The following is a 12005-nucleotide window of genomic DNA, read 5'->3' as shown; positions in this document are numbered from 1 at the left end:
ATTGGGCGCGGGGATCTCCGTGCCCCATTCCCGCATCGCTATCTTCGGCGAATGAATCTCCGCCTGATCGGTATCGGCACCGGTGTGCTGATCATCTTGTCGCTCCCGCTCGCAGGAGCGATCGCCAGGCCGGATTTCGCCGGTCAGGATGACGGAAAAGGCAGCGGCCTGTTCTCGGCCCTCGGGCTTTCGGACTCTTCGCGTACGTCTCCCACGGCGCCCGCCCGTCCTGCGGCGCCGGAGGGACCGGCGGCCGGGCCCGAGCAGCCCGGCCCCGTCGAGCAGCCCCGTACGGATTCCCGGTGCGGTCCCGAGCTGTCCTCGCCCCACGGTGTGGAGGCGCAGACTTGCATTCTGGTGGGTGAGGGCCGGACGTGGGGCCGGAGTTACTACCGAAACACGAGTGGCCGCGCGCTGGATGCCGTGCTGACGGTGATGGGGCCCGCCGGGCGTACGGTGCAGATCCGTTGCGCGGTCGGCGAGGGCGACGAGCCCGGTCTGTGCGAGACGCCGAAAGAGGACTCGGCGGGGGAGCCGGACAGTTACTCGGCCGTAGCGGAATTTGCAGTTCCGGATGATGAAGGGCAGCTGCTCCTGCGGTCCGGGAGCAACGCACCGGCACCGGGTGGCGGTTGAGTACCGCCGGAATTGGAAGGGCCCGGTCGCTGGCGACGGGGGATGCACCAGCGACCGGGCTACAAGAACGGTAACAAGAGATCGCCTCTACGCAAATTCGATCTCTGATATTCAGACACCGATTTGCAGACGGTTAGCGGGAGTTGTGACTCCTGTCACCGGATCAGCGCGTGGGTGCAGGTCAGCTGAGGGTCACCTGGCGGTTGGTGAGCCCGCCGCGCGCCCGGCGCTCTTCCGTGGTCAGCGGGGCGTCCGAGGCCAGAGCCGTGGCCAGCCGCTCAGCGAACTCCGCGGCGGGCTTCTCGACATCGTCGGCCGTGACGCCGGTGGGCAGGTCCCAGACCGGAACCATCAGGCCGTGCGCGCGGAAGGAACCGACGAGCTTCGTGCCCTCGCCGAGCGAGGACGTGCCGGCCGCGTGCAGCCGCGCGAGGGCGTCGAGCAGCTTCTCCTCGGGGTGCGGCATGACCCAGCGCAGGTGGTTCTTCTCCGGGGTCTCGCACCAGTAGGACGCGTCCACGCCCGTCAGCTTGACGGTGGGGATGGCGGCCGCGTTGGCGCGTTCCAGCGAGGCGGCGATCTCCGGGGAAGCGCTCTGGGCGCTCTCCGATTCCGGAATCCAGAATTCGAAGCCGCTGTGCACAACCGGCTCGAAAACGCCGTCGGTGTCCAGGAGATCCTGAAGTCGCGGCCCCTCGGCCGGAACCCGGCGCGCCGGAACCGGAGTACCCGGCTCCGCTACGAGCGCACGCTCCAGGGTGTCGGCCATGTCGCGGCCGAGGTCCCCGGTGGAGGAGTCGTTCTGCAGGCCGAGGAGGACGGAGCCGTCCTCGCGGCGCAGCGCCGGCCAGGCCATGGGGAGCACGGTGACCAGCGTGACGGAGGGGACGCCCTCGGGCAGGCCGCCCTTGAGGGACAGCGGGACGGTGGCCGCGGGCACGAGCTCGCGCAGCGCGACCCAGTCGCACTCGCCCGGCAGGCCCTCGAAGGGGCGGCGTACGTGCTCGGTGACGGCGTGTGCGGCGGCTGCGCCGTGGCAGGCCTTGTAGCGGCGCCCGGATCCGCAGGGGCAGGGCTCGCGTGCGCCCACCACCGGGATTTCACCGTTGTTGAGCTGCGGCTTTGCAGTCTTGGCTGCGGGGCGCTTCTTGGCCATCGTGCGTGTCTCCCGGTTGCGGCGGTACGGCGTCTTGTCTGGGCGCGAGCCTAGCCGTTCGTACCGCCGGAACCGGTGGGGTGCGGCCGGGAGCACGGTCGGCGTGCGCTCCCGGACGGCCGCCTCTGCGATGCCCGGTACTGCTGTGGTGATCTTCGTATGTCGTGATGTTCGATTGTCGTGCGGTTCGCTTGTCGTGCGGTTCGCGGTCGGGGATCCCGAGTTCACGGATCCAGGTCGTCGAACGCCGTACTGAAGTCGATCGCCGGGGGCGCAACGCGCGTAGCGAAATCGTCGTGCCGGGGCCCACAGGCAACGATCACCCACACGGTGACCTCACCCGCCGCTCCATCCCGGACACCCCAGTCCTGGGCCAGCGCGCTGATGATGTTCAGCCCCCGGCCGCCGCGCGCGGTGACCGAAGGCGTGGCCGGGACCGGGCGGGTGGGTCCGCCCCCGTCCGTGACCTCGACCGTCAGTCGCCCCGCTATGTCGACGCGCCATGCGGCGCGTATCTCCCCGTCCCCGACTTCCCGCGCGCCCAGTGGCCTGCCGTGTCGACAAGCGTTGCTGAGCAGTTCGGAAAGGATCAGTACGGCATCGTCCACGACCGATTCGGACACCCCGCTGATGCGCAACTGCTCACGCATCCGGTGTCTCGCCTCGCCCACGCCCGCAGGACCATGGCGTACATCCATGCACGACGACGTGGGCACTTCCTGTGCCACCACCAACGCCACCCCCGGAACCTCCTTAGCCCCACGCATGGTCTGGATGCCCCAATGGCCTGGACCGGAAACCGTCGAAGTGGAGCCCCCTGACGCATTCGTGCCGACCGGATGCGGAGCGGATGCGCCGGGGCACACCCTGTTACCAGCGGTGCGCGGGGGGCTGGTGGGCAAAGCGGGACGTCAGCGCCCCAGTTGGGACAGAACCTGACGCGGTCTGTTCGTGATGATCGCTTCTACACCCAGATCAGCGCACAGCTGAACGTCTTCGGGATCGTTCACTGTCCATACGTGTACGGAATGGCCCGCGCCCTGGAGCTTGCGGATGAAGCCGGGGTGGTTGCGCACGATCCGCATTCCAGGGCCGGCGATCTTCACTCCGGCGGGCAGTCGGCCGTCGCGCATCCGGGGCGAGATGAACTGCATCAGGTACACGGTCGGGATCGTCGGGGCGGCCGCCCGTACCCGGTGCAGGGAGCGGGCCGAGAAGCTCATCACCCGCACCGGGTGCGGGCCCTCGGCGGCGGGGGCGTCCAGGCCGAAGCGCTTGAGCAGGAAGAGGAGGCGCTCCTCCACCTGTCCGGCCCAGCGGGTCGGATGCTTCGTCTCGATCGCGAGCTGCACCGGCCGTCCGGCATCGGATGTCAGCTCCAGCAGACGTTCCAGGGTGAGGACGGAGGTGAGCTCGGGGTCCGCGTCCCAGTCGGGGGACTCCTCGCGGTCCCTCCAGGAGCCGAAGTCGAGGGCGGCGAGATCGGCCAGCTCCAGGGCGGAGACGGCGCCGCGGCCGTTGGAGGTGCGGTTCACCCGGCGGTCGTGGACCAGGACCAGATGGCCGTCGGCGGTGAGCCGGACATCGCATTCGAGGGCATCGGCACCGTCCTCGATGGCTTTGCGGTAGGCGGCCAGGGTGTGCTCGGGGGCATCCTCCGAGGCACCTCGGTGGGCGACGACCTGGATGGGGCGCGGCGTTGCGTGGGTCACTGGGTCATGGTGCCACCGACAGGCAGGCCGACGTCGAGACCAGGTCCTGCGGATGCGTCCGAAATGCCGGATATAAAGAATGGCAGGAGATGCACAGGTCCGGCTTACAGTGCTCTGACGGGCCATGGGAAAGGCTTTGCCCAGGAACTTGTGCGGTACGTCGAACGTTCAGTCGGCCCGATACGCCAGAGATTTCTGAAGCCGTGTGTGACGAGGAGAGAGCGCTGTGAGCACCGAGAACGAGGGCACCGCGGCCCCCACACCCCCCGCGGCCCCGTCCGCACCCCCTGCTCCGGCCTCCGAGACGCAGGCGGCCGGACAGGCGCCCGCCGCCGAGCCGGTGACCCAGCAGCTGCCGCATACGGCGGCGCCCGGAACCGAGCCGACCCAGCAGATTCCGCACGATCCGGAGCCCCCGGCCGCGGCTCCGGCCGCTCCGGTTGCTCCGGCCGCGGCTCCTGCTCCGGCGTACGGTCAGTCCCCCGCGGCGGCTCAGGCCCCGGCCGCCCACGGAGCCGAGGGCTGGCCGCCCCCGCCGCCCACGATGCCCGCTTACGGTGCGGGCGGCGGCCACGGAGGCGGCGCCTGGGGCGCTCCCCTCGGTGCGGACGGCGCCCTGCCGGCCAAGCCGAAGGGCAAGGGCGGCCTGATCGCGGCCGTGCTCGTGGCGGCACTCCTGGCCGGCGGCATCGGCGGAGGCGTGGGCTACTGGGCCGCCGACCGGAGCAACGGCGGCGCCGGCTCGACCACGATCAGCGCGGGCAACACCCCGAAGGAACTCAAGCGGGATGCCGGCTCCATCGCGGGGCTCGCCGCGGGCGCGCTGCCCAGCGTGGTCACCATCGAGGCCTCGGCCGGCGACGGCGAGGGCGGAACCGGCACCGGGTTCGTCTACGACCAGCAGGGCCACATCCTCACCAACAACCACGTCGTGGCCTCCGCCGCGAACGGCGGCAAGCTCACCGCCACCTTCTCCGACGGCAAGAAGTACGACGCCGAGGTGGTGGGCCGGGCCCAGGGCTACGACGTCGCCGTCCTGAAGCTGAAGAACCCGCCCGCCGGCCTCAAGCCGCTGCCGCTCGGCGACTCCGAAAAGGTCGCGGTCGGCGACTCGACCATTGCGATCGGCGCCCCCTTCGGCCTGTCCAACACGGTCACCACCGGCATCGTGAGCGCCAAGAACCGCCCGGTCGCCTCCGGGGACGGCTCCGGCGGCAAGAACTCGTACATGAGCGCGCTCCAGACGGACGCCTCGATCAACCCGGGCAACTCCGGCGGCCCCCTCCTCGACGGGCGCGGCGCCGTCATCGGCATCAACTCCGCGATCCAGTCGGCGGGCAACGGCGGCTTCGGCGGCGGTCAGGCCGGTTCGATCGGCCTCGGCTTCGCCATCCCGATCAACCAGGCGAAGAACGTCGCCGAGTCGCTGATCAAGACGGGCAAGCCCGTCTACCCGGTGATCTCGGTCTCCGTGGACCTCCAGTCCAAGGCCGAGGGCGCCAAGATCTCCGAGCAGGGCGCGGCCGCCAACGACCTGGTCGACCCGAACGGCCCGGCCGGCAAGGCGGGTCTCAAGCCCGGCGACATCATCACCGAGTTCGGCGGCAAGCCGGTCGACAGCGGCCCGACCCTCATCAGCATGATCTGGACGTACAAGCCCGGCGACACGGTGAAGCTGACGTACCTGCGCGGCGGAAAGCCGAGCACGGTCGACATCACCCTCGGCTCGCGGGTCGGAGACAAGTAACGGCCGCGCAGCGCGGACTGGCTTGATGGGGAGGGGCCGTGGGCGGGATTCCGCCTACGGCCCCTCCCAACGTCCGCTTATGCTTCAGAGGTGTTCGATTCCCGGCACATTCGGACGTTCCACACCGTGGTCGCCTCCGGCTCCTACTCGGCGGCCGCCCGCGTGCTGGGGTACACCCAGCCCGCCATCACCCAGCAGATGAAGGCGCTCGAACGCGCCGTCGGAACCCCGCTGTTCACGCGCGTGGGCCGGAAGATGCAGCTCACCGAGGCCGGGGAGTCCCTGTCGCGGCACGCCGAGACCATCCTCGGCAGCCTCTCCGCCGCCGAGGCGCAGCTGAAGGCGTACGCACGCCTGCGCACCGGGCGGGTCCGGCTGTGCGGATTTCCCAGCGCCAACGTCACCCTCGTCCCGGAGGCCTTGAGCGGCCTGGCCAAGGATCATCCGGGCGTGCAGGTGGAGTTGCTGGAGGGGGAACCTCCGGAGTCGCTGCGCCGGCTGGAGCGCGGGGAGTGCGACATCACCCTGGCCTTCACCTATCCCGGACTGCACGAGGAGATCCCGGAGGAGGTCGCCGAGGTCAGGCTGCTGGAGGACCAGCTGACGGTGCTGCTCCCGACCGGGCACCCGCTGGCCCGTCGCCGTGCCGTACACCTGGCCGACCTCGCCGAGGAGCAGTGGATCGCCGGCTGCCCGCGGTGCCGGGCCAACCTGCTGCACGAGTGCGCGGAACTGGGCTTCGTGCCCGACATCCGGTTCGCCACCGACGACAACCTGGTCGTGCAGAGCCTGGTCGGACAGGGGCTGGGCGTGGCCATGATGCCCGCACTGGTGCTTCCCTCGCTCTCGCTGAACCGCGTCTGCGGGCGGGCGCTCCAGCCCGCCGCCCGCCGCCACATCGCCGCCTACGTCTACCGCGACCACCTGCGGGTTCCGGCGACGGCCGTGGTGCTCGGCGCACTGAAGAGCGTGGCCGCGAACCGGGTCGGCTGCTGACCAACCCATAAGCAGAGCTTGGGATTTTGGGTCAGAACTGTCGTTGGACGTGATGAAACGGCAGCAGGACGCTGCCGGTATGACCACCACCAGCACGCCGGCCCGTACGACCACGAGGATGGCCGCCCTCGTCAGTGAGATCCGCACGGTCGTGGACCGGGGCCTGGCTCCCGACCTCACCGCGTACCTGGTGGGCGAACGCCTTGCCCCGCATCTGGGCGCGCCCGACCTGCTGACCCCGGCGCAGCAGGAAGGCGACCCGGAACGGTACCGGCAGCACGTCCTGCACGCAGAGTCCGACGGCAGCTTCTCGGTGGTGGCGCTGGTCTGGCTGCCGGGCCAGGAGACCTGCATCCACGACCACGTGTCGTGGTGCGTGGCCGGGGTGCACCAGGGCGAGGAGAGCGAACGCCGTTACCGGCTCTCGCCCGGACCGGACGCCGCCCGGCTGGTGGCCACCGAGGACGTGGTCAACGGACAGGGCGAGGTCTGCGGATTCGCCCCGCCCGGCGACATCCACAAGGTGCGCAACTCCTGTCGTACGAAGGCGATATCCCTGCACGTGTACGGAGCCGACGTCTCCCGGCTGGGCACCAGCATCCGCCGCGTCTACACGCTCCCCGTCGGCTGATGGCGCTCCTCCACCGCCCCCAGAGCGCGGCGGTCCGGCATGTTTCACTGGGGGAACCCCCAGCGGTAGCTGGGGGAGAAACATCCACCGTCTGGCCGGGGTTGGCGGCGGCCGCGGGCGGAGCGCTGGCGGCCTGGTGCATCCACCGGGTGGTGCCCGCCGTGCCCATGCTGACCGCGTCGGTGGTACTGGGCATCGCCGTGGCGCATCTCCCCGGGCTGCGGGGCTACGTACGGGGAACCGCCCGTCCTGGCCTCTCCCTGGCGGGGCGGCGGCTGATGCGGATCGGCATCGTCCTGCTCGGCCTCGGTCTGGGGCTGGACCAGGTCCTCCGGCTCGGCTGGGCGACGGTCGCCATGGTGGCCGGGGTGGTCGCGGCCACTTTCTTCGGCACCCTCTGGCTCGGGCGTCGCCTCGGACTCCCCGGCGACCAGCCGTTGTTGATCGCCACCGGGTACTCGATCTGCGGGGCCTCGGCGATCGGCGCCGTGAGCGAGGTGTCGGGCAGCGACGAGGAGGACGTGGCCGCATCGGTGGCGCTGGTGACCCTGTGCGGGACGCTCGCCATCGCGGTGCTTCCCCTGCTGCAAGGGCCCCTGGGGCTCTCCGACCTCGCCTTCGGGCGCTGGGTCGGCGCGAGCGTCCACGACGTCGGCCAGGTGGTGGCCACCGCGCAGACCGCAGGCCCGGGTGCCCTCGGCGAGGCGGTGCTGGTCAAGCTGATGCGGGTGGCGTTGCTCGCCCCGCTGGTGGCGGCCGTCGCCTTCTCCGTACGGGCCCGGCGGCGCGGCGTGCGCACGGCCTCGGGTCGCCGGCCTGCCCCGGTGCCGCTGTTCGTGGCCGGGTTCCTGGCCGCGGCGGCCCTGCGCGCCACGGGAGCACTGCCCGACCTGGCACTGGAGTGGGCGCACACCGCGCAGGAGGCCCTGCTCGCGGCGGCCCTGTTCGGTCTGGGCAGCGCGGTGCACCTGCCGACCTTGGCCCGGACCGGCGGGCGGGCCGCGGTGCTCGGACTCGGCGCCTGGGTGGTGGTCGCGGGGGTCTCGTACGCGGGCGTGCTGCTCACGGCATGACCGTGGGAAGGAAGGGAGTTGGCCATTTCATGGCCGGAACCGACCGAACGTTCTGACTGCCCCCTGACAATGACGCGCGGCCGTGCCACTCTGCCCGGCAAGCGCAGAGCGCAGAGCGCAGAGCGCACAGCGCACGGCACACACCGCACAGCGCACCCGGCACACCGCACAGCCGATCCGCACCGACCGTTCTTCACCCCCACCCTGCCCTGGTCCGACCGACAGGACCGGACCGGGCACGGCAGAAGGAGTCATGCGTGAATCGTCATCGCATTGCCGCATCGGTCCTCTTATCGGCAGGCGCCCTGATCGCGGGGGTCCTGACCGCGGCCTCCCCCTCGGTCGCGGCAGACACCCCCGCGTCCTTCCGGCAGCAGCACACCCAGGGCTTCTGGACCGCCGAGCGGATGCGGGGCGCGACCCCGCTCGACGTCACGGCGGCCCCCGGCGCGGCCCGTACGCCGGTCGCCACCACGGCCGCCCCCACCCACATCGCCCCGACGGCCGCCTCCGCGTCCCCCACCGCCTTCCCGCAGGCGGGCGGCGCCTGGACGGGCGCCGGAGCGGTGGTGAAGACCTCGGGCCGGGTCTTCTTCACCATGGGAGACCGGACCGCTTCCTGCTCCGGCGACTCGGTCACCAGCGCGAACGGCAGCACGGTCATCACGGCCGGCCACTGCGTGAAGTACCAGGGGGCCTGGCACACCAACTGGGTCTTCGTCCCCGCCTACAACAACGGCAGCGCGCCCTACGGCCAGTGGTCGGCCACCAAGACCTTCGCCACCGACCAGTGGGCCGCCAGCGAGGACATGAACATGGACGTCGGCCTCGCCGTCGTCGCCCCGCTGAACGGCCAGACCCTGAGCCAGGCCGTCGGCGCCCAGGGCATCCTCTTCAACGGTGGCTACAACAAGAAGATGTACTCCTTCGGCTTCCCCGCGGCGGCCCCGTACGACGGCACCAAGCTCGTCTACTGCAGCGGCAACAGCGGCAAGGACTTCCTGCTGACCAAGGACCACAGCCTGGCCTGCAACATGACCGGCGGCTCCAGCGGCGGCCCCTGGTTCCAGGACTTCAACGAGAGCACCGGCCTCGGCACCCAGGTCTCGGTGAACAGCTTCGGCTACACCTTCCTGCCGAACCGGATGTACGGCCCGTACTTCGGCAACGAGGCGAAGGCCGCCTACGACAAGGCCCAGACCGCCTGACCCTCACCCGCACCCGCCATCCCCGCCTGGCCGGTACTCTGTACCGGCCAGGTGGGTTGCCCGAGCGGCCTAAGGGAACGGTCTTGAAAACCGTCGTGGCAGCGATGTCACCGTGGGTTCAAATCCCACACCCACCGCCAGGTCAGAGAAGTAGCAGGTCAGAGGGCGGGTACCCGAACCGGGTGCCCGCCCTCTCTGCTCAGCCTGTCTCACCCTGGACCACTCGTATCTCGCTGTTGACCAGCACGTATGGGCCATCTGTGGGCCAGGAGGAGGGCTGTGTGGCCGTGCTCCGTATTGATCAGGCTGCATCTGCCCCCAGGACCGACCGAGCCTCGGTCACGAGATCCCTCACCGCCGAGTTTCGCTGTGCACCAATCTCGAACTGGGCGTCAGCTAGTGGCGGCAACGCTGCATCGAACACCAGAGTCTTCCGCTGCTGAGCTGTGAGTGCCGGGACGTTGTCGAGTGCGGAACTCGCCGCTGTGCGGCAGGCCTGCCGTTGTGCCTCATCGTCGTCGCCAACGTACGCAGCCTTTAGTTCCTCAAGGCGGTTCCATGCCTCATGGGCAGCCTCGTAGCCACTGTCGCCTGCTCGCCCGCGGGACAGGGTCCGCCGTGCACGAGCCGCCGGTCCACGGAGAAGCCCAAATTCCAGGCTGTTCTGGACAGCATCCATTACTCGTTCAGCTGGTGCTAGGACGCTCTCCGGAGAGACAAGTTCGAGCTGTCCTTCCAGCTGGAGCAGTTCCTCATAGGCGGACCTGGCTGACGGCTCGTGTCCCTCCTCCAGGAACATCAAGTCGCATTCCTTCAGGATCTCTCGGGCATGCCGGATGAAGGCGGCGATCTGCACCCGCCGGTCCTCACGCAGAGCACTCATGCGCTGTGCCTCGGTGCTGATCCGGGCTGCATCCACTGCGGCGTTGGCCTGAGCCTTCCCGCCTGATGCCTGCACCTTGGCCGATATCCAGTTTCCGAAGACTCCGCCTACGATGGCGATCGCAGCTACCAGCGCAGCGAACACCTCGGGGTTGTTCTTGATCATGTCGAATGCTCTGTCCATTCGCACATCTTGCCGAGGCATGGATCCCCATACGGGTTGATCTCGCAAGCTGTTCTGCCCAGCGACAGGTCGAGGTCCGGCCGAGGCCTGACTTCCTTCCAGGGTCGGCAAGATGTGCAGGACATTGCCCTACCCGCCGCTGAGGCCGTGCTCGATCAGTTCGTTCGCACGCGAATGCTGGCCCCTGAGGATCTTGGCGTAGAAACGGAACAGGACCGTCAGGCTGTGCCCGGCTCGGCGGGCCACTTCCACCGGGTCGACCCCCAAGTTGATCCACAGGGACACGCCGGCGTGCCTGAGCGAGTACGGCACGTCCGCCAGCGGGGACTCGGCCTCTTGCGGAGACAGCGCCATGACTCTGGCGGCATCCCAGAGTTCGCAGTACTCCGTGGACCGCACTCGCCCACCGCGGGATGCCCGGAACAGCCGGCCGTCGGCGGCCACCCCGAACTGCGCGATCTGTATCGAGTGTTGCCCATCTGTGGGCCATCTGTGGGCCAAGAGGTTCCCCAGGATCGCCGCCAGCTGCCTCCGGCGCAGGTCATGGCCAATGCGGGTGCGGCATCCGGAACCCTCTTGAAAACCGTCGTGGCGCGAGTCACCGTGGGTTCAAATCCCACACCCACCGCAGCAGGTCAGAGAACTGACCGGTCAGGGGGCGGGTCCCCGATCCGGGGGCCCGCCCTCTGCGTTCATCCTGGTCAGCGCCGGGATCCCCCGCGTCCCGGCGCTGACCAGTGCATATGGGCCAGGAAGCAGCCGACACGCCCAGGCCGCGAGCGGGACCTCAGCGGCCGTTGGCGTCACCGCCCTCTCGACGCCTGCGCCTGCGAGCGCCGAGGGCTCCCGCCAAACCGATCAAGCCGCCGGTGATCGCGCCGGACACAAGGATGCGCAGCAGGTCTTCCATCGAGTACTCCCCCTCTGGGCAACTACGAACGGGGACACTATCGACGTGCGGGCGGCCTGGCTTGGACAAATTTGACCTCGCCTCTCACAGGGCGAGGGCTCCCTCCGCCACGCGGGCGGCGGCCATCTGGCCGGGGGTGGTCTCGGCCAGGGCGCGGAACTCGCGGTTGAGGTGGGCCTGGTCGTAGAAGCCACAGGCAGCGCTCACTTCGGTGAGGTTCGCGTCCTCGCGCGTGAGCAGCCTCACGGCACGGTGGAAGCGCAGCACGCGGGCGGACATCTTGGGTGTCAGGCCGATCTGTTCGGTGAACCGGCGGACGAGGTAGCCCTGGCTCCAGCCGACTTCGGCCGCGATACGGCCGACCGGGATCGCCCCGCCGGCGCGGGCCAGCAGGTGCCAGGCATGGCTCACCTCGGGCGCGGGATCCGGGCCATGCGCCAGCCGGGCCGACAGAGCCATGTCCAGGAGGTCGAACCGGGCTCCCCAGTCGCTGGTGGCTTCCAGCTGCTCCACCAGCATTGCGGTCTGGGGTCCAAGGACGTCGCAGAGCTCGACCACCCTGTTGGTCAACTCGCTCATCGGCACGGCGAACAGCCGAAAGGCGCCCAGCGGGGTCAGTTCGAGCCGAATCGCCTCCTGGCCGCCAGGATGGTCACACACCCGGGGCCCGTCCTCCAGACCCGCGACCAGCGAGCCGGTCACCAGGCTGTTCGGGCTCGCGTCCCCCAGCCGGCGGACCTGGGCGAACGGTTCCCCGAGGCTGATCACCACGACGGCTCGGCCCGTGGGCACCAGCCGCACCCGATAGGGCGAGGCCGCCGCCTCCCAGTAGCCGGCGTAGCTGTGCACAAACGGGCGCAACTGGGGAGG

General features: G+C 69.9%; 12 protein-coding genes, 1 tRNA gene and 1 pseudogene. 7 read left to right on the top strand and 7 right to left on the bottom strand.

All coding sequences use genetic code 11. From position 1 onward, the window contains the following. Positions 1–51: 51 nt before the first annotated feature. The gene (locus JIW86_RS20460; RefSeq protein WP_257555296.1) at positions 52–636 is read left to right on the top strand and encodes a hypothetical protein; all 585 of its coding nucleotides are present in this window, start codon (positions 52–54) and stop codon (positions 634–636) included. A gap of 181 nt (positions 637–817) precedes the next feature. On the opposite strand, the gene JIW86_RS20455 is transcribed toward JIW86_RS20460, so the two are convergent. The 3 genes and pseudogenes from JIW86_RS20455 to JIW86_RS20445 form a co-directional block, all read right to left on the bottom strand. After that, positions 818–1792: a DUF5926 family protein gene (locus JIW86_RS20455; protein WP_215139733.1), complete on the bottom strand. Its 975-nt coding sequence runs from the start codon at positions 1790–1792 to the stop codon at positions 818–820. A 224-nt stretch (positions 1793–2016) separates the two neighbouring features. Beyond that, positions 2017–2618, bottom strand: a pseudogene (locus tag JIW86_RS20450) (ATP-binding protein). An 85-nt stretch (positions 2619–2703) separates the two neighbouring features. Continuing rightward, positions 2704–3504 carry a glycerophosphodiester phosphodiesterase family protein gene (locus JIW86_RS20445; RefSeq protein WP_257555295.1) on the bottom strand — a complete coding sequence of 267 codons (801 nt, stop codon included), beginning with the start codon at positions 3502–3504 and terminating at the stop codon, positions 2704–2706. 226 nt (positions 3505–3730) lie between these two features. Here JIW86_RS20445 and JIW86_RS20440 point away from each other — a divergent pair, with 226 nt between their 5' ends. The 6 genes from JIW86_RS20440 (at position 3731) to JIW86_RS20415 (ending at position 9299) form a co-directional block, all read left to right on the top strand. After that, positions 3731–5251 (top strand): S1C family serine protease, encoded by a 1521-nt coding sequence (locus JIW86_RS20440; protein WP_257555294.1) that lies wholly within the window; start codon positions 3731–3733, stop codon positions 5249–5251. A 90-nt stretch (positions 5252–5341) separates the two neighbouring features. After that, entirely contained in the window at positions 5342–6247 is a 906-nt protein-coding gene (locus tag JIW86_RS20435; RefSeq protein WP_215139730.1) for a LysR family transcriptional regulator, read from the top strand. A 79-nt stretch (positions 6248–6326) separates the two neighbouring features. Further along, the gene (locus tag JIW86_RS20430; RefSeq protein ID WP_257555293.1) at positions 6327–6878 is read left to right on the top strand and encodes a cysteine dioxygenase family protein; all 552 of its coding nucleotides are present in this window, start codon (positions 6327–6329) and stop codon (positions 6876–6878) included. Further along, positions 6878–7951: a YeiH family protein gene (locus JIW86_RS20425; RefSeq protein ID WP_257555292.1), complete on the top strand. Its 1074-nt coding sequence runs from the start codon at positions 6878–6880 to the stop codon at positions 7949–7951. Before JIW86_RS20430 ends, JIW86_RS20425 begins: the two co-directional genes overlap by 1 nt. Before the next feature lie 257 nt (positions 7952–8208). Beyond that, entirely contained in the window at positions 8209–9159 is a 951-nt protein-coding gene (locus tag JIW86_RS20420) for a trypsin-like serine peptidase (RefSeq protein WP_215139727.1), read from the top strand. 50 nt (positions 9160–9209) lie between these two features. Beyond that, positions 9210–9299: transfer RNA gene (locus tag JIW86_RS20415), tRNA-Ser, on the top strand. Between the two features lie 161 nt (positions 9300–9460). Here JIW86_RS20415 and JIW86_RS20410 read toward each other — a convergent pair. From JIW86_RS20410 to JIW86_RS20395, 4 genes are all read right to left on the bottom strand, one after another. After that, positions 9461–10207, bottom strand: coding sequence for a hypothetical protein (locus tag JIW86_RS20410; protein WP_257555290.1), 747 nt, complete (start codon positions 10205–10207; stop codon positions 9461–9463). 147 nt (positions 10208–10354) lie between these two features. After that, complete coding sequence (locus JIW86_RS20405; protein ID WP_322975537.1) at positions 10355–10579, bottom strand: hypothetical protein; 225 nt, start codon at positions 10577–10579, stop codon at positions 10355–10357. Between the two features lie 433 nt (positions 10580–11012). Continuing rightward, positions 11013–11135: a hypothetical protein gene (locus JIW86_RS20400; protein ID WP_257555289.1), complete on the bottom strand. Its 123-nt coding sequence runs from the start codon at positions 11133–11135 to the stop codon at positions 11013–11015. Between the two features lie 84 nt (positions 11136–11219). Further along, positions 11220–11996 (bottom strand): helix-turn-helix domain-containing protein, encoded by a 777-nt coding sequence (locus JIW86_RS20395; protein ID WP_257555288.1) that lies wholly within the window; start codon positions 11994–11996, stop codon positions 11220–11222. Between the last annotated feature and the right edge of the window lie 9 nt (positions 11997–12005).

The sequence above is a fragment of the Streptomyces sp. NBC_00162 genome (assembly GCF_024611995.1).
Lineage (GTDB): Bacteria > Actinomycetota > Actinomycetes > Streptomycetales > Streptomycetaceae > Streptomyces.
Note: the sequence above shows the minus strand (reverse complement) of the source record. Positions and strands in the feature narration are given on the sequence as shown.

Bases quoted from the DNA above. Each gene is read 5' to 3' on its own strand.
- JIW86_RS20460 (WP_257555296.1), top strand. From the start codon at position 52: ATGAATCTCCGCCTGATCGGTATCGGCACCGGTGTGCTGATCATCTTG.
- JIW86_RS20455 (WP_215139733.1), bottom strand. From the start codon at position 1,792: ATGGCCAAGAAGCGCCCCGCAGCCAAGACTGCAAAGCCGCAGCTCAAC.
- JIW86_RS20430 (WP_257555293.1), top strand. From the start codon at position 6,327: ATGACCACCACCAGCACGCCGGCCCGTACGACCACGAGGATGGCCGCC.
- JIW86_RS20425 (WP_257555292.1), top strand. From the start codon at position 6,878: ATGGCGCTCCTCCACCGCCCCCAGAGCGCGGCGGTCCGGCATGTTTCA.
- JIW86_RS20410 (WP_257555290.1), bottom strand. From the start codon at position 10,207: ATGATCAAGAACAACCCCGAGGTGTTCGCTGCGCTGGTAGCTGCGATC.
- JIW86_RS20405 (WP_322975537.1), bottom strand. From the start codon at position 10,579: ATGGCGCTGTCTCCGCAAGAGGCCGAGTCCCCGCTGGCGGACGTGCCG.
- JIW86_RS20400 (WP_257555289.1), bottom strand. From the start codon at position 11,135: ATGGAAGACCTGCTGCGCATCCTTGTGTCCGGCGCGATCACCGGCGGC.